This window comes from Dietzia maris (genome assembly GCF_036287335.1).
Classification (GTDB): Bacteria; Actinomycetota; Actinomycetes; order Mycobacteriales; family Mycobacteriaceae; genus Dietzia; species Dietzia cinnamea.
Map to the genome: position 1 here is coordinate 3473599 of NZ_CP143053.1, position 22790 is coordinate 3496388.

General features: G+C 69.8%; 18 protein-coding genes. 7 read left to right on the plus strand and 11 right to left on the minus strand.

Features of this window, described 5'->3' with window-relative positions; translation table 11 throughout:
- Nucleotides 1-3111 carry a type I restriction endonuclease subunit R gene (locus VYL96_RS16190; protein ID WP_131886613.1) on the plus strand — a complete coding sequence of 1037 codons (3111 nt, stop codon included), beginning with the start codon at nt 1-3 and terminating at the stop codon, nt 3109-3111.
- A 241-nt stretch (nt 3112-3352) separates the two neighbouring features.
- Here VYL96_RS16190 and VYL96_RS16195 read toward each other — a convergent pair whose 3' ends face one another.
- From VYL96_RS16195 to VYL96_RS16220, 6 genes are all read right to left on the minus strand, one after another.
- Nucleotides 3353-4666 (minus strand): ISL3 family transposase, encoded by a 1314-nt coding sequence (locus VYL96_RS16195; RefSeq protein ID WP_259871605.1) that lies wholly within the window; start codon nt 4664-4666, stop codon nt 3353-3355.
- A 356-nt stretch (nt 4667-5022) separates the two neighbouring features.
- Nucleotides 5023-6846, minus strand: coding sequence for a replicative DNA helicase (dnaB, locus tag VYL96_RS16200; RefSeq protein WP_063972776.1), 1824 nt, complete (start codon nt 6844-6846; stop codon nt 5023-5025).
- Between the two features lie 458 nt (nt 6847-7304).
- Complete coding sequence (gene rplI, locus VYL96_RS16205) at nt 7305-7757, minus strand: 50S ribosomal protein L9 (protein WP_063972775.1); 453 nt, start codon at nt 7755-7757, stop codon at nt 7305-7307.
- 114 nt (nt 7758-7871) lie between these two features.
- Nucleotides 7872-8456, minus strand: coding sequence for a single-stranded DNA-binding protein (locus VYL96_RS16210; protein WP_007632070.1), 585 nt, complete (start codon nt 8454-8456; stop codon nt 7872-7874).
- 92 nt (nt 8457-8548) lie between these two features.
- A complete protein-coding gene (gene rpsF / locus VYL96_RS16215) occupies nt 8549-8836 on the minus strand; it encodes a 30S ribosomal protein S6 (RefSeq protein ID WP_007632072.1) in 288 nt (95 codons plus the stop codon).
- A 154-nt stretch (nt 8837-8990) separates the two neighbouring features.
- Nucleotides 8991-9251 (minus strand): LuxR C-terminal-related transcriptional regulator, encoded by a 261-nt coding sequence (locus tag VYL96_RS16220; protein ID WP_007632073.1) that lies wholly within the window; start codon nt 9249-9251, stop codon nt 8991-8993.
- Between the two features lie 177 nt (nt 9252-9428).
- On the opposite strand from VYL96_RS16220, the gene VYL96_RS16225 reads away from it, so the two are divergent.
- A complete protein-coding gene (locus tag VYL96_RS16225; protein WP_131886273.1) occupies nt 9429-13394 on the plus strand; it encodes an nSTAND1 domain-containing NTPase in 3966 nt (1321 codons plus the stop codon).
- A gap of 47 nt (nt 13395-13441) precedes the next feature.
- Here VYL96_RS16225 and VYL96_RS16230 read toward each other — a convergent pair whose 3' ends face one another.
- The 4 genes from VYL96_RS16230 to VYL96_RS16245 form a co-directional block, all read right to left on the minus strand.
- Entirely contained in the window at nt 13442-13633 is a 192-nt protein-coding gene (locus tag VYL96_RS16230) for a hypothetical protein (protein WP_043567330.1), read from the minus strand.
- Nucleotides 13630-15207, minus strand: coding sequence for a glycosyltransferase family 87 protein (locus tag VYL96_RS16235; RefSeq protein WP_082904370.1), 1578 nt, complete (start codon nt 15205-15207; stop codon nt 13630-13632). Before VYL96_RS16235 ends, VYL96_RS16230 begins: the two co-directional genes overlap by 4 nt.
- A gap of 6 nt (nt 15208-15213) precedes the next feature.
- Nucleotides 15214-17529, minus strand: coding sequence for a transglycosylase domain-containing protein (locus tag VYL96_RS16240; RefSeq protein WP_131886272.1), 2316 nt, complete (start codon nt 17527-17529; stop codon nt 15214-15216).
- A 129-nt stretch (nt 17530-17658) separates the two neighbouring features.
- The gene (locus VYL96_RS16245) at nt 17659-18057 is read right to left on the minus strand and encodes a DUF5318 family protein (protein ID WP_197471312.1); all 399 of its coding nucleotides are present in this window, start codon (nt 18055-18057) and stop codon (nt 17659-17661) included.
- Between the two features lie 242 nt (nt 18058-18299).
- On the opposite strand from VYL96_RS16245, the gene VYL96_RS16250 reads away from it, so the two are divergent.
- From VYL96_RS16250 to VYL96_RS16270, 5 genes are all read left to right on the plus strand, one after another.
- Nucleotides 18300-18851, plus strand: coding sequence for a PadR family transcriptional regulator (locus VYL96_RS16250; protein WP_063972772.1), 552 nt, complete (start codon nt 18300-18302; stop codon nt 18849-18851).
- On the plus strand, nt 18848-19936 hold the full coding sequence (locus tag VYL96_RS16255) for an inositol-3-phosphate synthase (RefSeq protein ID WP_131886270.1): 1089 nt from the start codon (nt 18848-18850) through the stop codon (nt 19934-19936). The genes VYL96_RS16250 and VYL96_RS16255 overlap by 4 nt, the downstream gene beginning before the upstream one ends.
- Nucleotides 19937-19958: 22 nt before the next feature.
- Nucleotides 19959-20534, plus strand: coding sequence for a hypothetical protein (locus tag VYL96_RS16260; protein WP_131886269.1), 576 nt, complete (start codon nt 19959-19961; stop codon nt 20532-20534).
- 93 nt (nt 20535-20627) lie between these two features.
- Entirely contained in the window at nt 20628-21296 is a 669-nt protein-coding gene (locus VYL96_RS16265; protein WP_131886268.1) for a HemK2/MTQ2 family protein methyltransferase, read from the plus strand.
- Nucleotides 21283-21597, plus strand: a complete 315-nt coding sequence (locus VYL96_RS16270) for a CDGSH iron-sulfur domain-containing protein (RefSeq protein ID WP_243699768.1) — start codon at nt 21283-21285, stop codon at nt 21595-21597. The genes VYL96_RS16265 and VYL96_RS16270 overlap by 14 nt, the downstream gene beginning before the upstream one ends.
- 176 nt (nt 21598-21773) lie before the next feature.
- Here the strand turns inward: VYL96_RS16270 and VYL96_RS16275 are convergent, their stop codons facing one another.
- The gene (locus VYL96_RS16275) at nt 21774-22790 is read right to left on the minus strand and encodes an iron-containing redox enzyme family protein (RefSeq protein ID WP_106385287.1); all 1017 of its coding nucleotides are present in this window, start codon (nt 22788-22790) and stop codon (nt 21774-21776) included.

Consider the following 22790-nt stretch of genomic DNA (forward strand, 5'->3'; position numbering starts at 1 on the left):
ATGGCCCAGCATCACGAGTCCGTGCTCGAGGACGAGATCTGCGCGCATCTGGCCGCGCACGGCTGGGAGTACTCGCCCAACGATGCCGGGTACGACCGCGACCTCGCCCTGTTCCCCGAGGACGTGTTCTGGTGGCTACAGCAGACCCAGCCGAAGGAATGGGAAAAGCGCGTCAAGCCCGCCGACCCACCCGCCGCGCAGGAGAAGTCCAAGGCCGCGCTCCTGCAGCGGTTGTCCAAGGCGCTCTCGGCGGACCTCAAAGCCGACGGCGGCACGCTCGCCGTTCTTCGACGCGGCTTCTCCGACTTCAACGCGAACTTCGCGATGTGCCAGTTCAAGCCGAACTCCGGGCTCAACGCCACCACCGCCGCCAAGTACCAGGCCGTGCGGCTGCGGGTCATGCGGCAGGTGCACTACTCCAAGACGAGCCCGAAGAAGTCCATCGACCTGGTGTTCTTCGTCAACGGCATCCCCGTTGCCACCGCCGAGCTCAAGACTGACTTCACCCAGTCGGTCGAGCACGCGATCGAGCAGTACAAGAAGGATCGCCTGCCCAAGGGCGAGCCGCTGCTCGGGTTTGCCACCCGCGCCCTCGTGCACTTCGCCGTCTCCAACACCGAAGTTCACATGACCACGCGGCTCGCCGGCCAGGACACCGTGTTCCTGCCCTTCAACCGCGGCAACGGCCACCACGCCGGCAACCCGCCCAATCCGAACGGCTCTGCCACCTCATACCTGTGGGAGACCATCCTCGCCCGCGACACCTGGCTGGAGATCCTCGACCGGTTCCTGCACCTGGAGATCACCGAGAAGCGCGACCCGGACACCGGCAAGAAGACCCGCAAGGAAACCCTGCTGTTCCCGCGCTACCACCAGTGGGACGCCGTCACCCGACTCGTCGACGCCGCCCGCACCGAAGGACCCGGCCACAAGTACCTCATCCAGCACTCCGCCGGCTCGGGCAAGACCAACTCCATCTCCTGGCTCGCCCAGCGCCTGTCGTCGCTGTATAACGATGACGACGACAAGGTGTTCTCCTCCGTCATCGTGGTCACCGACCGGACCGTGCTCGACGCGCAACTGCAAGAGGCCATCCACCAGATCAACCGCACCACCGGAGTCGTGGCCCACATCGATGGGCTGACCGGCTCGAAATCCTCAGAACTGGCCGAGGCTCTCGAATCGGGGACCCACATAGTCGTCGTCACCATCCAGACCTTCCCCTACGCCCTGGACGCCATCTCCGACCGCACCACCCTCCGAGGTCGGTCCTTTGCGATCATCGCCGACGAAGCCCATTCCTCCCAGGCCGGCGGAGCGTCCAACAAACTCAAGCAGGTCCTGTCCCAGGCCGAGCTCAACGAGGTCGCCCAGGGCGGGGCCGTGTCGGCTGAGGACATGCTCGCAGCTGAGACCAAAGCCCGCGCCGAGGCCGGCAACATCTCATTCTTCGCCTTCACCGCCACACCCAAGGCCACCACGCTCGAATTGTTCGGCCGCCCCGGCCCCGACGGCACGCCGCAGCCGTTCCACCTGTACTCGATGCAGCAGGCGATCGACGAGGGCTTCATCCTGGACGTCCTGCGCAACTACACCCCGTACACGACCGCGTTCCGGCTCTCTCACAACGGCAAGACCTACACCACTAGCGAAACCGGCGAAGGCACCGTCGCCGTGACCACCGAGGGCAGCGACGACGACCTGGTGGACCGATCCGCCGCGGTGAAGTCGGTCATGAACTGGGTCAAACTGCACCCCACCAACATCTCGCAGAAAGTCCAGATCATCGTCGAGCACTTCCGCCAGAACGTCGCCTGGCGACTGAACGGGCAAGCCAAGGCAATGGTGGTGACCAGTTCCCGCAAGGCAGCCGTGCGCTACAAACTCGCCTTCGACAAGTACGTGACCGAAAACGGCTACACCGACGTCGCCGCGCTAGTCGCTTTCTCCGGGGAGGTCACCGACCCCGAGTCCGGAACCGACGAGCCGTTCTCCGAGATCAACATGAACCCCGGGCTCAAGGGCCGCGACCTGCGGGATGCGTTTGCCACCGACGAGTTCCAGGTGATGCTGGTTGCCAACAAGTTCCAAACTGGTTTCGACCAACCCAAACTCGTAGCCATGTACGTCGACAAGCGGCTCGGCGGGGTCCAGGCCGTGCAGACTCTATCCCGGCTAAACCGAACATTCCCGCCGCTGAAAGACCAGACCTTCGTGCTGGACTTCGCCAACGAGGTCGACGACATTGTCGACGCCTTCGCGCCCTATTACGAGGCCACCACACTGGCCGATGTGACCGACCCGAACATCGTCCACGACACCGAACGCAAACTCTCCGTCGCCGGCATCTACGAACGCTCCGAGGTCGACGGCTTCGCCGATGCCTTCCTCGCCCGTGAAGGCCACAACGCGTTGGTGAAGTGGGTGGCGCCCGCTGCCGACCGTTTCACCGTGCGGATGCGGGCCGCGGTCGAAGCCTCCGACGCCGTGGAAATCGACGAATTGCAGATGTTCCGCAAGGACGTGGGCACTTACGTCCGGCAATACGAGTTCCTGTCCCAGCTGTTCGACTACGAGAACCCATGGCTGGAGAAGCTCGCGCTGTATCTCAAGCTCCTGGCCCCGCAGCTGAGCAGTGGGGAAAAGGACACACCGATCGACCTGTCCGCGGTGGCTATCGACTACCTCGGCCACCACCGGCAGACCACCCGGGACGGCGAACTCTCCGGCGGGACTCCGCTCGAGCCGGCGCGCGAGGCCGGCACCGGCACCGTCCGCGACCCCGACATGGTGGCCCTCGACGAGGTGATCAACCGCATCAACGACCTGTTCGCCGGAAACCACCCCGACTCCTCCGTCCGCAACGTGGTCACCCACATCAAGGACCGGCTCGAAGAGAGCGAGACCCTCAAGACACAGGCCCAGAACAACTCGCTCGCCCAGTTCCGCGCGAGCCCCGACATCGATGTCGCCTTCACCGACGCCGTCATCGGATCCATGGACTCCTCGGCAGACCTATCCGCCCAGATCCTCAACAACCAGGACTTGGCCCGCGCACTGCTCGGCGAGCTCCTGCCGGCCGTCTACCGGACACTGAGCAAGGCGAGCTGAACCGTCTGATGACGTCCGACGAAAGTGCCAAATGGGCTACGTGCAACGACTGCGGGCAGTATTCACAGCTGGGAAGTAACGGCAAGCTGATCCCGCACTTCGACCGGCCGAATAAGCGCCGCCAGTGCGTAGGCTCAGTGAAGCGTGTGCGACAGCAACAGTTGCTGGAGCGGCCACCCGCAGACAACATCGCCCCAGCGGTTGCAATCCCTCCGCCCGCCCTAAACCGGCCCTTCCGGAATCAGAGTGCATTGATCCGATTCTGGAGCTGACCGGAGTGGATCAGTGACCGCAAGATGTAGTGGTTGAGGTTGCGGAAGCCCAGGGCGATCCCGCGGAGGTGCTCGAGGCGACCGTTGATGGCCTCGACGGGGCCGTTGGAGGCGCCCACGTCGAAGTAGGCGAGGATCTCGCGGCGGCGCTTCCACAGCGACCGGCCCAGCTGGGCGAGCTCGGGCAGCTCCTTGGGCACCCCGGCCCGGATCGAGCGCAGGAGCTTGTACATCGCGATCTTGCCCTCCCGCTTGCCCGAGGCCTCGTAAGCGGTGATGAGACGCTGGTAGACGCCGTAAGTGACCTCCACCGCCGCGTGCGCGTCATGGGCGGTGAACGCTTTGAACAGCCGGACTTGCTGCTTGTCGGTGAGTAGCTCAGCTCGGGTATTCATGGTCCGGCGGATCCCGTACAGCGGATCGCCACTGCGGCCCCGGTGCCCGGTGGTGGCCTGCTGGATGCGTTGGCGGCACACGGTGAGCTTGTCCGCGGCCAGCTGCACGACGTGGAACGGATCCATCACCGTCCGGGCTTCAGGGACAGCGTTGGCGGCGGCGGTGTGGTAGCCGGCGAACCCATCCATCGTGACAACCTTGACCCGGTCTCGAAACACCTGGTCACGGGCGTCGAGCCACTCGGTGAGCACCTTCGCCGAGCGCCCGGGGACCATGTCCAGCAGACGAGACGGGCCGGTGCCGTCCACGACCGGGGTCAGGTCGACCAGGACGGTGACGAACGAGCTGCTGCCGTCGCCGCGCACGTGCTTCCATTTGTGCTCATCGACCCCGAGAACGCGGACTCCGTCGAAGTGTCCGGGCTGGTCGTAGACCATCGCGCGGGTCTCGGAGACCGCCAGGTCATTGACTAGATCCCAGCCCAACCCGAGCGCCTTGGCGACCGCGGAGACGCTGGTGCGGTCGATCGCCAAGCGCTGCAAGATCCACCGGTTACAGCGTCGGGTGGTCTTGGCCCGCGGCTCGGCCAACGCCGGCATCCGCTGCTGGAAGACCCTCGTCTCACATCCGGTGTTGTCGCAGGTGAAACGCGGTACTCGCACGTGCAGCCTCGTAGGGTGACCGACGATCGGAAGATCGGTCACCCGCCGCTCGACGTGGTCTCGCAGGCGCCCCGCCATCCCGCACCCGGGGCAGATCGGGTCGACTATGACCGGGGCGCAGAACAAGTGCGTGAACTCGTCAGCAACGGCGGCGTCGGTGATGCTCACCCCGAGTTCGACGGTGCGGCAGATGGTGTCGGCAAGCAGGCTGGCGGTAGCGTTCAAGACGGGTCCTGGGGTGTTCGATGCGCGGTGTGAGAACCTGCATTTTCACACGCCCCAGGACCCCTACATCTTGTGCCTCACCGCATCACCGGCGAACCCCAGCTACGCACTCCGGATCCGGAAGAGCCCCTAAACCCCTCAGAGTCGAGTATCCCGACAACCCAAGTGGAAAGTCGATCCGAGCAATCAGCGGCGGCGCGGTCGAATCCAAGCGTAGATAGCCTCCAAGCGCTAGCCGCGCGCCGCCCGCCTACTCACGCGCGTGGTGTTGCCAGATCCGGGAGGTGACAGACTCCTGCGAACCGTGTGACACGCCAGTGAGAAACTGACAGATTCTCTGAGAACCGACACGGCAGCTACAGCCCCCGCGCCATGTCCACGAAGCGCGAGTAGTGGAGCTGGTGCGCGACCGTGATCGTGGACGTGGGACCGCCACGGTGCTTGCCCAGGATCAGGTCGGCCTCACCGGCACGCGGGTCGTCGCGCTCGGAGGCGTCCGGGCGGTGCAGCAGCATGACGATGTCCGCGTCCTGCTCCAGCGAGCCCGACTCACGGAGGTCGGAGACCTGCGGCCGCTTGTCGGTACGCTGCTCCGGCCCACGGTTCAGCTGCGAGATCGCGATCAATGGCACGTCGATCTCCTTGGCCAGCAGCTTGAGCTGACGGGAGAACTCCGAGACCTCCTGCTGACGAGACTCGACCTTCTTGCCCGAGGACATCAGCTGGAGGTAGTCCACCACGATCAGGCGCAGGTCGTGCTTCTGCTTGAGCCGACGGGCCTTGGCGCGGATCTCCATCATCGTCATGTTGGGAGAGTCGTCGATGAACAGGGGCGCCTCGGAGATCTCGCCCATCCGCCGGGCCAGCCGCGTCCAGTCCTCGTCGCTCATCTTGCCCGACTTCATGTCGGACAACTTGACCCGCGCCTCGGCGCTCATCAGACGCATGACGATCTCGGTGCGGCTCATCTCCAGCGAGAACACCACGGAAGTGAGCCCGTGCTTGATGGAGCAGGACCGCATGATGTCCAGGCCGATGGTGGAGTTGTGCGTCGGGATCGCCGTGGGCCCCGCCAGGTAGAGGTGGTCGTCGGCGGCCACCTCGATGCACTTGACCGGCACGCTCGCGGCGCCACGCACGTCGGTGATGAGCCGAGCCGCGCGTCCGGAGTCCGGGTGCTCGGGGACGACGATGCCGAAGTCGCAGACCAGCATGAGCGTGTCCAGCGACTTGGTGGTGACGATCTGCTCGGTGCCGCCCATCTCGATGCGCCACTCGTGCTCGGCGTCGGCGACCAACTCGGTGCCGTCGTTGAACCGCACGGTGAAGCAGGGGCGGTCGTCCCAGACCTCGGTCACGGCCACGACCTCGGTCGGCTGCCCGTCGGCGCCCAGCACGCGGTCCCCCACCGCGACCTCGCCCATGGTGGTCTGCCCGTCCGGGGTCGGCAGCACGGTGTCCAGGGCGAGGGCTTTACCGACGCCGGGGCGGGCGGCGATGATGATCATCTGGCCGCCGTGCAGGCCGTTCGTCACGGCGTCGAGGTCCGCGAACCCCGTGGGAACACCCTGCGCGAGACCGCCCGCGGTATGGATGTTGTCGATCTCGTCCATCGTGGGCTGCAGCAGCTCCTCGATGATGACGTAGTCCTCGGTGGTGCGGCGCTCGGTGACCTCGAAGATCTCCGCCTGCGCCCGGTCCACGACCTCTGCGACGTCCGAGCCCTCGGACCCCGAGTAGCCGTACTGCACGATGCGGGTGCCCGCGTCGACCAGACGACGCAGCACCGCCTTCTCCGCGACGATCTGGGCGTAGTACCCGGCGTTGGCCGCGGTGGGCACGGTCGAGATGAGCGTGTGGAGGTAGGGCGCACCACCGGCGCGGCGGAGATCCCCGCGGCGATCCAGCTCGGCGGCCACGGTCACCGCATCGGCCGGCTCCCCGCGCGCGTACAGGTCGAGGATGACGTCGTAGATGGCCTGATGCGCCGGCTTGTAGAAGTCACCCGGCTGGATCTCCTCCACCACGTCCGCGATGGCGTCCTTGCTCAGCAGCATGCCGCCCAGCACAGACTGCTCGGCGGTGAGATCCTGCGGCGGGGTACGGCCGAACTCGCCGCCGCCACCCTCGTCGGGCGGAGGGGGCAGCTCGCCGGGACCGTCGTATCCCGCCTGCGCCATGACCGCTCCTCTTTCACTGTCGAACTCGGCCGCCCGCCCGGTCCCGACTGGGAACCGGCGAGCGACCCCTTCACTGTAGGGCACCGACACGACACGCCCGGAGTCGCGCCCCCACGGTTATCCACAGGCTTCTCCACATTTGCGAGAGGGCGTCTGTGGAGAACTGTGAATGGTTGGGGGTTACGCAGGGCCGATGCGCGTATCACTGTGGAGAACCGGTGGAAAGCCCAGGTCACTTCCCGAATAACCGCAGGTCACGGGCATCGCCGCAGGTCGGAGGCCCCGTAGAGAACCTCGTGTATCACGTCACAAACCGGGACACAATAGATAACGAAAGATGAACGCGACGGATATGAGAACCCACCGGACCCTCGCCTTTACAGCTAGTTATCCACAGGCCGTCCACAATGGCGAGGGCCCCGGTCGTCACTGTGACGACCGGGGCCCTGCGCGGTGTATCAGGCGGGAACGACCTCGACCGCGACCCGCGCGGTGGTGTCGTGACCCAGGTCGACGACGACGTTGTGGCTGCCGGTCGCCTTGATGTGCTCCTTGGGCATCTCAACGGAGCGCTTGTCGAGCGTGGGGCCGCCGGCGGCCTTGATGGCCGAGGCGACGTCACCCGCGGTGACGGAGCCGAACAGCTTGCCCGTGTCGGAGGTCTTGACCGCGACCTTGACGTCGGTCATCGACTCGAGCTTCTGCTTGAGCTCGTTGGCGTGATCCGAGTCGCGGACCTCGCGGGCCTCGCGGGCACGCTTGATGGACTCGATCTGGCGCTCGGCGCCCGGGGTGGCCACGATGGCCATCCCGCGCGGGAGCAGGAAGTTACGACCGTATCCGCCCTTGACCTCGACGATGTCGCCCGGCGCACCGAGCTTGTCGACGTCGGCGGTGAGGATCAGCTTCATGATCCGTCTACCTTTCTTTCCTCCGACGGACCCGACCTGGGCCGGATTGTCGCGAGGTCATGTCTCATGCTTGTGGGGTGGGACGCCGGCAGCGCCCCGGGGAATCGACCCGATCTAGAACGGGGGCTCGTCGTCCATGCCGCCGAAGCCACCGGAACCACCGGCCTGCGGGGCGCTGCCCCACGGGTCGTCGTTCTGCTGGCCGCGGCCCTGGCCGCCGCCGTAGCCGCCCTGCGACTGACCGCCGCCGTAGCCACCCTGCTGGCCACCGCCCTGGAAGCCACCACCCTGCTGGCCGCCGCCCTGGAAACCGCCGCCCCCGCCGCCTTCGCGGTTGGTGCGGGTCACCTTGGCGGTGGCGTACTTGAGGGACGGGCCGACCTCGTCGACCTCCACCTCGTACACCGTGCGCTTCTCGCCCTCACGGGTCTCGTACGACCGCTGCCGAAGCCGGCCGTTGACGATGACACGCATGCCCTTCTGCAGCGACTCGGCGACGTTCTCCGCCGCCTGCCGCCAGACGTTGCAGGTGAGGAACAGGCCTTCGCCGTCCTCCCACTGGTTGGTCTGCGAGTTGAAGCGACGCGGCGTGGAGGCGATCCGGAAGTTCGCCACCGCGGCACCCGACGGCGTGAACCGCAGCTCGGGGTCCGCGACGATGTTCCCGACCACCGTGATGGGGGTGTCGCCCTGTGCCATTCGCTTGTCCTCCGTGTTTCAGGCCTGGTGTGGATGGTGATCGGAGGCCGACCGACCGCGCCCAGAGTACCGGGGTGGTCGGACAGTCCGGGTCACTTGTCGGCGCGCAGCACCTTGGTGCGGAGAACGTTCTCGTTCAGACCGAGCTGACGATCCAGCTCCTTGACCGCGTCCGGCTCGGACTTGAGCTGGACGACGGCGTAGATGCCCTCGTTGAGCTTGTTGATCTCGTAGGCGAAGCGGCGCTTCCCCCAGACATCGACCTTGTCGACCGATCCACCCTCTTGCCGGATCACGTTGAGGAACGTGTCCAGCGACGGCGCCACGGTGCGCTCGTCGAGACTGGGATCGAGGATGACCATCACTTCGTATTGACGCATGGGACCTCATCACCTCCTGTGGACTACAGATTCGGCCACGGTGTCTCCGTGGCAGGAGGGTCGTTGCGTCAGCAACCGCTCAAGGCTACCCCGTCCGAACTCGGCTGACGAAATCCCCGTCGGTCTCGGACCGTGCCGCGAGCAGCCCGCGCCCTCACAGATCGTCGAGCCGGACGTACCCGTCCTCCACGGCGCGCAGGAGTAGACGCACCTTGGTCCGCGCGGGCCTGCCCACCGCGTCGTACTTGGACCGCACACGCTGGATGTACGTACTGACCGTCGAGTCGGCCAGGAACAGCCGCTCGGTGACCTCCCGCTTGCTGTCCGAGGCGAGCCAGGCGATGAGGACCTCGACCTCGCGGTCGCTGAGGTCCGGCCGGTTCGCGGCGGATGGAAAAGGAAGTGTTGCCGTCATGATGCCCCCCGATGAGATGAATGTGAGTTCATCCTGAGGACTCGCACAATTACCGTCGACTCGGGGCGAGATGTCCGGACGAGTCCGTACGGTCGCGTCGTACGTTCGCATGAAACGCCTGGTTTTCCTGCGCCTTCTCCCCCCGCGCAGGCGGCGGTCGGCCGTACGATGTTGACCGTGGAGACAGCCCGCGGGCCCGGCGATCACGCCGACGGTCGATCAGCACCCTCTCAGGTTCGGACACGGGAGGAGCTCGGGGCCGCCCTCACCGCGCTCCGCGCGGGGGCCGGTCTGTCGGTCCGGGACGTCGTCCGCCTGGTGCCCTCACTGTCCCTGGGAACCGCCTCGGGATGGTTTTCCGGCCAGCACGTACCGACCCGCGCCAGCGAGTCGACGCTCGTCGAGATGCTCCGGCTCCTGGGCGTGGACGACGCCGGGTCCATGGCGGAATGGCGTGCCGCCGTCGAACGGGTCCGGTCCCGCCCGGGGAGCGACGTCCCGTCCGCCGCTCCCCGGGCGTGGGCCCACCGGGTGGCGGGGCCACGACGGCGGACCGGGACCGTCCCGGGGGAGGGATCACCGAGCCGACCCGGCCGGTGCCCCGCACACCGGTGCCCCAGCCCGACGACACCGGCAGCCCGTACGTCGGACTGCGTCTATCTGGCGGGTGACGCGCCGCTGTTCCACGGCCGCGAGGCGGAAGTCGAACAGATCCTCCGCCGGCTGGCCTCGCCGCGGGTCCGCCCGCTGGTGGTGGTGGGGGCGTCCGGGTCGGGCAAGTCCTCGCTGCTCGCCGCGGGTCTCGCCCCGCGCTGGACCGCCGGCGGCATCCCCGGTGATGCGTCCGTGGTGATCGTCCGGCCGACCGAGGTCACCGCGGAGTCCGCCGACGGCGCCGGCCTCCTGGTGGTGGACCAGCTCGAGGAGATCTGGGCGGACGACCTCGACGCCGGCCGCCGCTCGGCGATCCTCGACCGGCTGGGCCGACGTGCCGCCGCCGGCCGTCCGACCGTCCTGGCGTTGCGCGCCGACTTCTTCCAGTCCGCCCTCGCCGAACCGGTCCTCCGCGACGCGCTCGACGACCCGGTGGTGCTCGGCCCGCCGAGCCGCGAGCAGCTGGCCGAGATCATCGTCGAGCCCGCCCGGTCCCTGGGTTACACGGTCGAGCCGTCACTGGTGAACCTCCTGCTCGACGCGGTCGCCCCCACGCACGCCGGCGCCGACGAACGCTCGCTGCTGCCGCTGCTGTCCCACGTGCTGCTCGTGTGCTGGGAGCGCAGCCGACGGCGCCGTATCACCGTGGACGACTACTACTCGTCGGGCGGTGTCGAAGGCGCCGTCCGCGCGTCGGCGGAGTCCGTCTACCAGGAACTCGACCGGGCGGGACGGGCGAACTGCCGGGCCCTCTTCCTCCGGCTCGTCGACGTCCGCTCCGCCCGACCCGTCCGTCGCCACGCCCCGCTCGCCGAGCTGTCCGAGGACCTCCTCGTCGTCGCCACCCCCTTCGCCCACGCCGGCCTCCTCACCGTGGACGGTGACTCGGTCACCCCCACCCACGAGGTCCTCTTCTCCTCCTGGCCGCGCCTGGTCGACTGGATCGACGCGGACCGCGAGGGCCTGCGCGTCCTCGCCCGCGTGCGCGCGGCCGCCACCGACTGGGAGGACTCCGGCCGCGCCGACGCCGCCCTGCCCCCGGCGTCGGCCACCGCCGACTATGTGAGATGGAGGGACGACGACGAGGTCGCCAGCTCCCACCTGGCGGAATCGGAGAGGCAGTTCCTCGCCGCCGCGGAATCGCATCACCGGTCCGTGGCCCGGCGGGACCGCAGACGCATCCGCGCGCTGACCGGACTCGCGGCGTCGTTGGCGGTGGTGACCGTCCTGGCCCTGGTCGCCAGTGTGCTCGCGCTCCGGGCGGAGGCGGACGCCCGCCACACCCGCGACGTCGCCCTGTCGCGCTCGGGGTCGGTGTCCTCGACCACCGCGTTCAGCCGCGACCCCGGACTAGGGCGCGCTCTCGCGCTGGCCGCCTACCGGATCCACCCCACCACCGAGGCGCGATCGGCGCTGCTCAACACCAGCCGCGCCGACGTCCCGCTGCGATTCGAGGCCGCCGCCGGCTCCGGGCGTGTCGTGGCCCTGCCCGACGGCGCGGGCGTCGCCTCCGTCAGCTCCGACGGCGTGCTGCGGCTCTTCCGACCGGGCGACGAGGCCGCCTACGCCACCCTCGCGCTCGGCGCCGGGCCGCGGCACGAGCTGTACGCCGCCGACCTCTCGCCGGACGGCTCGGTCCTCGCGGCCGCCGGGCAGGGCGGGGTGCACCTGGTCGACCTCCGTGAACCCGCCGCCCCGGCGATCCTGTCCGTCCTCGAGGCCGGCACCGGCCCGTTCCACTCCGTCGCCTTCGCCCCCGACGGCGCCACCCTCGCCGCCGGCACCGGCGACGGCCGCGTCCTGCGCTGGCCGCTCGCCACGCGGGGCGGCGCCCCCGCCGTCACCGACCAGCGGGCCCGCGTGGCCGTTCCGGACCCCGGCACCGAGGTCGCCAAGCCCGTCGAATCGCTGGCCTGGCTGCCCGATTCGCGGACCCTGCTCGCAACCAACCGGACCGCCGGGATCAAGACACTGGTAGACGCCCACGCCGAGGGGCCCGCCCGTCGCGGACCCGCCCTCGACACGGGGCCCGTCGCGATGCCGATGTCGTTGGCGGTGAGCCCGGACGGCCGCCGCATCGCCGTCGGCACGACCGGCCGTACCGTGCAGCTGTGGCAGCTGCCGGGCGGCGCCGCGGGGGGCTCCGGCGGTGACGGGTCGGGTGCTGACGGCTCCGGTGGCGACGGGTCGGGCATCGCGGCGCTCGCCGGCGCGCGGGCGCTGCCGGAGTTGACCGGGTGGGACGCCTACGTCAACGACGTGGCCTTCGACGATCTCGGCCGGCTCGCCGCCGCCGGGTCCGACGAGCGGGTCCGCGTCTACGATCCCGCGGGGCGCGTGCTCACCGAACTACCCGCCTCCCAGGTCGCGACCGGCGTCCGGTTCACCGACTCCGACCACCTGGTGACGTACTCGGTCGACGGCCTGGTCCGGCTCTGGCCGCTGGGGCGCCTCGGGGCCGCGTCGGAGTCCAACTCGATCTTCCAGACCGCCTCCTCGCAGGACCGGACCTCCGGGGTCCTCGGCGTCACCGCCGCGGAGATGCACCACACCGTCGTCGACACCACCGGTCCCGTCCCGCGCGAGACCGGCCGCGTCATCCCCGGCCGCGACACCCGGTTCTCCGGGTCCGTGGCGATGTCCCCCGACGGGCGGGTCGTCTACGCGGGCCTGGCGGACGGCGGCGTGCAGGTGTTCACCGCGCCCTACGGACCCGCCACCCGGCCGGTCGCGAGCCTGCCCGTCACCTCCGGCGTCGTGGTGGCCAACCCGCTCAGCCCCGACGGCCGCACCCTCGCCGTGTGCAGCGACACCAGCCCCGACCTCGGCCTGGTCGACGTCACGGATCCCACCCGCCCCGCACTGCGGGTGACCGTGCCGCTGCCCGACCCGTGCGTGGTCGCCGAGTTCTCCTCCGACTCCCGGCAGCTCGTCGTCCCGACCCTCGGCCCGCAGACCGTCATCCTCGACACCGCCGACCCCGACCGGCCGGTGGTCGCGCACCGGCTCACCACCGGGATCGGCGCGTCACCGTCCGCCGGGTACGCCCACCACCCTCCGCTGCTCGCCACCTCCGGCGGCGACAAGACCGTTCGACTGTGGGACGTCTCCGACGCGTCCGCGCCCGCCGAACTCGCCTCGTTCGCGGCTCCACCCGGTGAGATCTACTGGACCGCGTTCTCCGCCGATGACGATCTGCTCCTGCTCACCTCCAGCACCGGGCAGGTGACGGTCATCGACGTCGGCGAGCCCTCCGATCCGCGACCGTGGGCCGTGCTCGGCTCGACCACCGACCCGCTGCTCTACCAGGGCCGCAGCGCCTCCCCGGCGGGCGGACTGCTCGCGGTGGGCGCGGAGGGCGCCATGTGGATGTGGCAGCTCGACCCCGACCGCGTGGTGAGCGAGGCCTGCGCCGGCGGGGTCCAGCTCACCGGCGAGGAGTGGGAGCGGCACTTCCCGGACACCGAGCCGTTCGACCTGTGCGGCTGAGCCCTCGGGCTGTCGCCGCGGCGGGGGCCGCACGCGGCGGGGATGCGTCAGCCGTGCTGCAGCCCGATCGTCAGCGCCTGCGCCACCGGGATCACGGTGAGGAACAGGAAGGCCGCGACGGTCCAGCCGATCCACACGGGTTGACGCCACCCCGCGCGGTAGCCGCCGGCGGCGGTCACCATGCAGATGAATCCGACCAGGATGCATAAGAACATCCAGATCATGGCGCTGGTAGTCATCGGATCGGGTCCTTCGTCTCGGGGTCGGCGGGCTGTGTCCCACCGGAGTCTGAGGGGGTCGCACGGGTGACCGGTCGTTCCCCGGGATCGGCGAGGACCCCGGCGAGCGGGTCGGGTCCCTCGGGCGTGCCCTGATGCGTCATGCGGACGCGGTCGAGGTGGGGCCGGTAGATCTCGAGGATCACGACCGCGCACACGGCGAGGACGAGCAGGTCGCGCACCAGCACGAGCGGGTGGAAGAGCTCGGGGCCGATCCCCTTGTTGGCCACGCCGTGGAAGTACGACATGTGCGCCACCCACAGCAGCGCGTCGAACGCCATCCACGTCAGCAGCAGGCGGACGCGCGGCACGGCGAGCACCGCGAGCGGGACCAGCCACAGCGAATACTGCGGGCTCCACACCTTGTTGGTGAGCAGGAAGAACGCCACGATGAGGAACGCCAACTGCGCCACGCGCGGAGTCGCGGGCGCGGTCAGACCGATCACCAGCACCGCCAGGCAGGCGAGCGCGAACAACACCAACGAGACGGTGTTCAGCGTCGCGGGGGCCTCCCCGGCGGCGCGGCCCGCGTCGAAGCCCTGCCAGCCGGTGAGCGTCTGGATGACGACGTAGATGCTCTCGGGGTTGGCGGGCCGATCGGAGTTGAGTCGGAAGAACTCCCGCCACCCGTCAGGGAACAGGACCATGATCGGCAGGTTGACGGCCAACCACGCCACGACGGCGGCGGCCGCGGCCTTCCCTAGCTCGACGAACCGCCTGCGGCGGATCGCCACCACCAGCAGCGCGCCGAACAGGAACAGCGGGTACAGCTTGGCCGCCACGCCCAGCCCCAGCACGACGCCGGCCCAGACCGGGCGGCGGCGGGCCCACAGCAGCAGCGCGACGGAGGCGAACATCACCGCCATGAGGTCGTAGTTGGTGAAGGCCTGGAAGATCACGAGCGGGCTGGCCGCCATGAGCAGCGTGTCCCAGGGCCGGCGGCCGGCCGAGCGGTAGGTGGCCCACACGGCGACCATCCACATGAACGCCAGCAGGACACAACCCAGCGCGAAGTATGTGACCACCTCGAGCGGCCCGCCGGGGAAGATCTCGTGCAGCGCCTGGGCGGCCTGCGCCGTGACGTACTGGAACATCCCGGACAGCACCGGGTACTCCATGTAGCGGACCTCGCCGCCGTCGGCGATCCACGAGTACTTGTAGGGCAGCGCCCCGGTGTCCAGGCCCTCGGCCGAGTACAGCGGCAGCGGGTCCGCATAGCAGGCCTTGTAGTACTGCCGACCGTCCCAGTTGAGGCCGGGCTGCGACCCGTCGGTGGGATGGGTGGTCTCCAGGCAGGCGGCCTTGGAGAAGAAGCCGAACGCCAGGAAGATCACGGCGAACAGCATGATCACGCGCAGCGGCGTCCAGAAGCGCTGGCGGCCGACCACGGCGTGCCGGCCGAGGGGGCCGCCCCACGCGGCGAGCGCGCCCGCACCGGCTCCGTCGCCGGGTCGGACCCGCTCGTGCGGCTCGAGCGACCGCAGGTCGTCGTCGAGAGGCAGCGGGGAGAGGTGGCCGTCGTTCTGCACGGTCACACCGGGTCAGGCCCCGCCGTCGTCGTCGCCGCCGGTTCCGCCGCCGGTTCCGGCCTCGGTCCCGCCGCCTCCCGCGTTGCCACCGCCCGCGTTGCCACCACCCGCGGCACCACCACCCGCGCCGCCACCGGGCGCCGGCTGGGGCGCGGGGGCGGGCTGGGCCGGGGCGGGCGCACCGGCGCCGGGGATGACGATCTCCGGCAGGCCGGGCACCTGGATGGTCAGCGGGCCGGGGGCCTGCGGGGCGGGTGCGGGCTGGACGGGCGCGGGCGCGACGCTCGGCTGGCGAGCGGTGTCGCCGGTCCCGGTACCGCCCGTGGTGCCCGAGCCGGTTCCGGAGGACTCCCACGACGAGCGGCCGGCCCGACCGCCGATGTAGCCGGGCTCGGGGAAGGACTCCCACTCGGTGCCGGACAGCGCGCCGTCCATGGCCGACTTCCAGATGTCGGCGGGCACGGAGGCGCCGTACATCGTGCCGCCCCAGGCGTTGAACAGCGGCTTGTTGTCGTCGGTGCCGACCCAGACCGCGGTGGCGATCGACGGGGTGTAGCCGACGAACCAGGCGTCCTTGTTGTATCCGGTGTCGCCGAGCTGGGTGGTACCGGACTTGGACGCCGAGGGGCGCCCGCCCGCCAGCGCGTGGCCGTTCGAGTAGGCGGCGATGGGCTCCATCGCGGACGTGAGGTTGTTGGCGACGTCGGCCTCGACCACCTCCTCGCCCTCGATCGACGAGTTGTCCAGGAGCACCTCGCCGTCGGCGGTCTCGACCCGCTCGATGAAGTGCGTGGGCCGGTGGACGCCCTCCGCGGCGAAGGTCGCCAGGCCGGTCGCCATGTCACGGACGCGGATGGGGTACTGGCCCAGGATGAGGCCGTCGTACGGGTCCTCGCCCTGCTCGCTCAGGGTCTCCCACGGCAGACCCGGGATCTGCTTGGGGATGCCCGTGCGGTGCGCCATGTCGCGGACGTCGTTGGCGCCGTTGTCGAGCATCCGCTGCAGGCGGATGAACGAGGTGTTGAGCGACATCAGCAGCGCCTGGGAGATCGAGCAGGAGCCGCAGGACTGACCGCCGACGTTGGTGACGGTGACGTTGCCCGTGGTGACCGGAGCGGAGGAGATCTGGGTGCCGAGGCCGATGCCCTGCTCGAGGGCGGCGGCGACGCCGAAGATCTTGAACGTCGAGCCGGTCTGCAGCGGGGCGTTGGCGTAGTCCCAGCCCTCGGCCTCCTCGCCGCCGTAGTAGCCGATCACGCCGCCGGTGCGCGGGTTGATCGACACCACCGCCGTGCGGTTGTCCGGGCTCTCGCCCTGCATGTTGGAGCGGGCGGCGTTGACGACCGCGTCCTGGGTCTTGGGGTCGATCGTGGTGATGATCTTGAGACCGCGGGTGTTGAGCATCTGCTCGTCGATCCCGGACTGGGCGAGCTCGGCGAGCACCTGACGTCGAATGGGCCCGTTGGTGGGGTCGCCGACGTTCTGCTCGACGGCCTGCGGGTCTTCGACGACCTGCGGGAACACGGCGTTGCCGCGCTGCTGCGCGTCGATGGCGCCCATGTCGCGCATGCCGTCCATCACGTAGTTCCACCGTCGTTCGGAGGCCTCGCGGTTGTTGAGCGGGTCCAGGGCGGAGGGCGACTGGATGACGCCGGCCAGCAGCGCACCCTCCTCCACCGTCAGCGCCTCGACGGGCTTGTTGAAGTAGGCGGTGGAGGCGGCGGCGATACCGTAGGCGCCGCGGCCGAAGTAGATGGTGTTGAGGTAGGCCTCGAGGATCTGGTCCTTGGACCACTCGTTCGTCATCTTGGCGGCGATGATGATCTCTTTGGCCTTGCGCTCGTAGGTGGGCGCGTCACCGACCATCGTGTTCTTGACGTACTGCTGCGTGATGGTGGAGCCGCCGCCCGCGCTGGACTCGCCGGTGATCTGCCCGATCACCGCGCGGCCGATGCCGGTCGGGTCGTAACCCTCGTTGGTGTAGAAGGAGCGGTCCTCGGCGGCGATGACCGCGTTGCGCACGTGGACGGGCACCACGTCGAGCTCGATGAGCGTGCGGTTACCCTCGGGCGGCACGATGCGACCGATCATCGTGGTGCCGTCGCTCTGGTAGATCTCCGAGATCTGCTCCGTGCGGACGCTGCCGGGCTCGGGGATCTCGGTGCGGTTGTAGGTCACGACCGCGACCGTCAGGGGGACGACGAGGAGGACGACGGCGAGGAGGATCACCGTCGTCCAGATCGGATGGCGACGGACCCAACCGGTCTGTTCCGAGGCCCTGCCCCGGCCCTCGTCGGCGGCCTTACCCGTCCTGCCGTTCTGCGCCATGCTCTACCCTCCCGCGAGCCGATCCGACCGATCCGGAAGGCCCCGGCGGCGGTGCTCTGGCGACCATTGTGTACGAAAACGTCGCCGACGCTGTACTCCGGAGGCGCCGTCGGGCAGCGGGCGGGGTGTTCAGCGGTGGCGTCGGAGCTCTCTCGCCGCCCGTCGTACGCGCTTTCCGGTCCCCGGCGTGAGCCCCACTTCATAGGACTCGACGAGGTGGTTCCACGAGCAGCTGCGGCACACCTCCACGACGTGTACCGTGAACTCGTCGTGGGACAGGGCGAGCTGCTCGATCTCGTCGACACCTCGGGCGGAGCCCGACGCCGGACCGAGGTCGTCGCCGAACACCCAGGACACCTCGGTGAGGTTCTCCTTGCGGCAGACGGGGCACACGGTCTCGGTGACCACGCCGTGGAAGCCGGCCGCGCGCAGGAGGTAGACGTCCGCGTCGCAGACCTCGCGCAGCGACAGTCCGCCCTCGCGCAGGGACGCCAGGACGCCGCGACGGCGCAGCGCGAAGTCCACCACCCGGCGGCGCCGCAGCGCCGCACGGCCGGTGGGGTCCTCCGGCCCCGGCGGGGGGCCGGGTCGCGGGAAGCGGGAGTCGGCCTGGTCCACGACCCCAGCCTACGGCCCCCGCCGGGGCATCGGGCTACACGTCGAGCCGATGCCACACGGCGGTATATCGGTCCGATACATCAGCGGGTGTACGATCGGTGACCGTCGCATGACATCCGCAGGCATGACCGACGTGGGAAGGGGGAGGTGGAGTGCTGGAACTGGCCATCCTGGGGCTGCTCGACGAGCGGCCGATGCACGGGTACGAGCTGCGCAAGCGGCTGTCCGAGATGCTCGGGACGGTCCGGACGGTGTCCTTCGGCTCCCTCTATCCGACGCTGCGTCGCCTCCAACACCAGGGCGACATCGTCGAGGACTCCTCGGCCGCCACCGCCACCCGGCCACCCGCCACCGCGCGGCGCGGTCGCAAGACCTACCGCATCACCACGCGCGGCAAGGAGACGCTGGCGACCCTGCTCGACGAACCCGGGGCGTCGTCGTTCACCGACGACGGCTTCGGCGTCCACCTGGCGTTCTTCGACCGCACGCCCGGCCCCGCCCGGGTGCGGTTGCTCGAGGGCCGGCGTCGGGTCCTGGAGGAGCGACGCGAGGGTCAGCGTGACGCGGCCGCACGCACCGGCCCCACCGAACTGCGATACGCCCGGCAGCTCACCCTGCTCGGGCTCGAGACCAGCGAGCGCGAGCTGCGGTGGATCAACGAGCTCATCCGGACAGAGAACCCATCACAAGGAGAACCCCAATGACCGACCAGAAGGTGCGCGTCGCGATCGTCGGCGTCGGCAACTGTGCGTCCTCGCTCGTGCAGGGCGTGGAGTACTACAAGGACGCGGCGATCGACTCGACCGTCCCCGGCCTCATGCACGTGAAGTTCGGTGACTACCACGTGGGCGACGTGGAGTTCGTCGCCGCGTTCGACGTCGACGGCAAGAAGGTCGGCATGGATCTCGCCGAGGCGATCCGCGCCTCCGAGAACAACACCATCACCCTCTGCGACGTCCCGCCCACCGGCGTGACCGTGCAGCGCGGCCCCACCCTCGACGGCCTCGGCAAGTACTACCGCGAGACCATCGAGGAGTCCGCCGCCGAGCCCGTCGACGTCGTGCAGGCCCTGCGCGACGCCGAGGTCGACGTGCTGGTGAGCTACCTGCCCGTCGGCTCGGAGGAGGCCGACAAGTTCTACGCGCAGTGTGCGATCGACGCCGGCGTCGCGTTCGTCAACGCCCTGCCCGTGTTCATCGCCTCCGACCCCGAGTGGGCCGAGAAGTTCCGCTCCGCCGGCGTCCCGATCGTCGGCGACGACATCAAGAGCCAGGTCGGCGCCACCATCACCCACCGCGTGATGGCCAAGCTCTTCGAGGACCGCGGCGTCGCGCTGGACCGCACGTACCAGCTCAACGTCGGCGGCAACATGGACTTCAAGAACATGCTCGAACGGGACCGCCTCGAGTCCAAGAAGGTCTCCAAGACCCAGGCCGTGACCTCCAACCTCGAGGGCTCGCTCAAGAACAAGGTCCACGACCGCAACGTGCACATCGGCCCCTCGGACTACGTGGAGTGGCTCGACGACCGCAAGTGGGCGTACGTTCGTCTCGAGGGACGTGCGTTCGGTGACGCCCCCATCAACCTCGAGTACAAGCTCGAGGTGTGGGACTCGCCCAACTCGGCGGGCATCATCATCGACGCCGTCCGCGCGGCCAAGATCGCCAAGGACCGCGGCATCGGCGGACCCATCCTGCCGGCCTCGGCGTACCTCATGAAGTCCCCGCCGGAGCAGATGGCGGACGACAAGGCCCGCGCCGAGCTCGAGGCCTTCATCATCGGGGCCTGACCAGCGCACCACAGAGGATCGAATGAACCCCACAGCGACGAACCACCGGCCCACCACCTCGGGACGTCGCCGTGTCCCGGCCGTCATCGCACTCGCGATGGCGGCCGGGGTCGCACTCTCGGCCTGTTCCGCCGACCCGGACGGCGAACCGGTCGCCCCGTCGGCGGCGACGTCGAGCACCTCGTCGTCGTCGACCCCCACGTCCCCCACGCCGACCCGCGACACCGCCGAACCGGTGTCCGCGACGGCCACCGCCGCCGCGCCCGCGGCGCCCGCACCCCCGCCGCAGCTGCCCGCCAACGTCGTGGGCGCCGGCGGGCCGTGCCAGATGCTCGGCGAGGTCGCCCAGGCCGAGGACGGATCCGCGCTGTTCTGCACCGAGGACCCCCGCGGCGCCGGCCCGTTGTGGCTGCCCCGCGCCGGCTCCGTGCCCGACGCCGGCGAGGGCGGGGGCGGGCTCGCGGAGGCCGCCGGCCAGCCACGCCCCGGCGGGCCGTGCGCACAGGAGGGCCTCGCCGTGACCGGCGCCGACGACACCGTCCTGACCTGCCGACTCACCGGCGGCGCGGACGTGCCCGGCGGCCTCTACTGGCAGTAACAGCTCCGTCTCGCGCGGTCACATCGGTTGCAGGCGCCGGCCCTCACAGATTGACTGGGCAACATCCGACCCCCTGCTCAACCGGAGGCCCCGATGACCCAGACCCGGTTCGCCCATATCGAGGTCGACGACGGCGTGTACGCGCCGCAAGACGATTCCTGGCTGCTCTGCGACGCACTCGAGGACTGCGACGTGGTCGCCGGTAAGCGCGTGCTCGACATCTGTACGGGCAGTGGCATCCTCGCCATCGAGGCCGCGCTCAAGGGCGCCCGCGAGGTGGTCGCCTACGACATCTCCCCCGCCGCCGTCGCCTGCGCGTCCGGCAACGCGGAGCGGGCGGGCGTCGACGTCGACGTCCGCATCGGCACGCTGGCCGAGGCCCGCTACGCCGGCCCCTTCGACGTGGTGGTGTCCAACCCGCCGTACGTCCCCTCCGACGCCCCGCTCGAGGGCACCGGCCCCAACCGCGCGTGGGACGCGGGCGCCAACGGGCGGGTCGTGCTCGACCAGCTCTGCGAGCTCGCCCCCGACCTCCTCGCACCCGGCGGGACCATGCTCATCGTGCACTCGGAGTTCTCCGACCCGCCGCAGACCATCAGCAAGATGGAGCGGTTCGGGTTCACCGCGCGCGTCGTCGCCACCCGCACCGTCGACTTCGGCCCCGTCATGACCTCGTACGCCGAGCGCCTCGAGGCCGCCGGTCTGCTCGAGCCCGGACGGCGCGAGGAGGAGTTGGCGGTGATCCGCGTTGACCGCAGCTGAGCGCGGGACGCGCGACGCCCGCGGGACCGGCGGCTCGGCTGGTGGCGGAAGCGGCGCGTCGCGCGACGCCCGCGGGGCCGGCGGGCAGGCGCCCGACGCCAGGCGCGTGCGGATCGTGCCCGGCGGTCCGATCCTCGTGGAGGGGCCGGTCGACATGACCACGCCCGACGGGCACCGGGTGTGTTCGGACCGCTTCATGGTGGCGGTATGCGCGTGCCGGCGCAGCAAGAACTACCCGCTGTGCGACACCAGCCACCGCCGCAAGGTGCGCCCCACCGACACGGACGACGCGCAGAGCTGACCGCCCAATCAGAAATCCGCTACTCCGAGTGGGGATCCGCTACCCCTGTGGGAGTAGCGGATCAGGAGCGGGAGTAGCGGATTTCGGGCAGTGGCTGAGCGGGCGGGGCTGAGCGGGAGTAGCGGATTCCGGGCGGGGGCCGCGTCGGCCCCGCGCTCCGCAGGGGTCGTCGGGCGTCAGGGCAGGAGCGAGGACTCCCCGCGCTTCCACGCCGCGAGCATCTTCTCGGCCGCGAGGTCGTCGAGGTAGTCGAGCGCCCGCATCCCGAACACGATGTCGGCGGCGAGCTCGGGCTCGCGTCCGACCAGGTCGCCCACCACGTCGTGGCGCATGACCTGCTCGTGGACCGCGTCGGCCTCGACGTGCTCGGCGTAGAAGTGCACGCACTCCTCGGGAGCGTCCATCCGTCGCAAGCCCGCCACCAGGCGCGCGGACCCCGGCGACGAGGTGATCTCGATCGCCGCGAAGTGCCCGATCGCGGCGCCGCGCAGCGACCGGTGCAGGCCGAACATCGACATGAGGTTGACCGTCGACAGCGTCTCGGCGCTCACCCGGTCGATATAGCCGAGGTACGACGGGTCCAACCCGGCCGCGCTCATGAGGTCCGCCCACAACTGCTGGTGGACGCGATCTCCGCGGCCACCACCGAACTCGTCGAACTCGACGGCCACGAACGACGCCTTGGCCTGACCCTGCAGCCGCGGGATCGCGAACGCGTGCGGATCCCCCTCCTTGAGGTGGTACAGCGAGCGGTGGGCGAAGTACTCGCGGATCTGATCCCACGTGCCCTCGTCCTTGAAGTACCACGACGGGCCGGTGCCGGAGGTGGCCTCGACCGACATCGCGTCCATCTCGGCCACCGGGTCGTCGCCCGGCTCGACCGCGCCGCGCAGGTGCTCGAGGAACACCCGCTCGAGGTCCCGACGCATCCGCAGGAGCTCCGGATCCCACTCGAGTTCGGCATCGACGCCATCGAAGCCCCGGTAGTGCAACTCGTACAACGTGTAGAGCGTCAGCTGCAGGTCGCGGCCCAGCGGCTCGACGTCGGCCGACACCGCCGGCAGGCCGCCCGTGCGCCCGGTCGACAGCGCCCCGATCACCGCGTCGGACAGCGGCCCACACGCGCGGGGCAGCGGCGGCGCGGTCGTGGTGGCGTCGTTCACGGGGGCGAGGTCGGCGGGTGCGGCGGTCAT

What these genes read in the sequence shown, in the direction of transcription:
- VYL96_RS16220 (WP_007632073.1), bottom strand. Translation starts at nt 9,251, where the DNA reads ATGACGGCAACACTTCCTTTTCCATCCGCCGCGAACCGGCCGGACCTC.
- VYL96_RS16275 (WP_106385287.1), bottom strand. Translation starts at nt 22,790, where the DNA reads ATGACCGCCGCACCCGCCGACCTCGCCCCCGTGAACGACGCCACCACG.
- VYL96_RS16190 (WP_131886613.1), top strand. Translation starts at nt 1, where the DNA reads ATGGCCCAGCATCACGAGTCCGTGCTCGAGGACGAGATCTGCGCGCAT.
- VYL96_RS16255 (WP_131886270.1), top strand. Translation starts at nt 18,848, where the DNA reads ATGACCGACCAGAAGGTGCGCGTCGCGATCGTCGGCGTCGGCAACTGT.
- VYL96_RS16260 (WP_131886269.1), top strand. Translation starts at nt 19,959, where the DNA reads ATGAACCCCACAGCGACGAACCACCGGCCCACCACCTCGGGACGTCGC.
- VYL96_RS16230 (WP_043567330.1), bottom strand. Translation starts at nt 13,633, where the DNA reads ATGACTACCAGCGCCATGATCTGGATGTTCTTATGCATCCTGGTCGGA.
- rplI (WP_063972775.1), bottom strand. Translation starts at nt 7,757, where the DNA reads ATGAAGCTGATCCTCACCGCCGACGTCGACAAGCTCGGTGCGCCGGGC.
- VYL96_RS16210 (WP_007632070.1), bottom strand. Translation starts at nt 8,456, where the DNA reads ATGGCACAGGGCGACACCCCCATCACGGTGGTCGGGAACATCGTCGCG.
- rpsF (WP_007632072.1), bottom strand. Translation starts at nt 8,836, where the DNA reads ATGCGTCAATACGAAGTGATGGTCATCCTCGATCCCAGTCTCGACGAG.
- VYL96_RS16265 (WP_131886268.1), top strand. Translation starts at nt 20,628, where the DNA reads ATGACCCAGACCCGGTTCGCCCATATCGAGGTCGACGACGGCGTGTAC.
- VYL96_RS16240 (WP_131886272.1), bottom strand. Translation starts at nt 17,529, where the DNA reads ATGGCGCAGAACGGCAGGACGGGTAAGGCCGCCGACGAGGGCCGGGGC.
- dnaB (WP_063972776.1), bottom strand. Translation starts at nt 6,846, where the DNA reads ATGGCGCAGGCGGGATACGACGGTCCCGGCGAGCTGCCCCCTCCGCCC.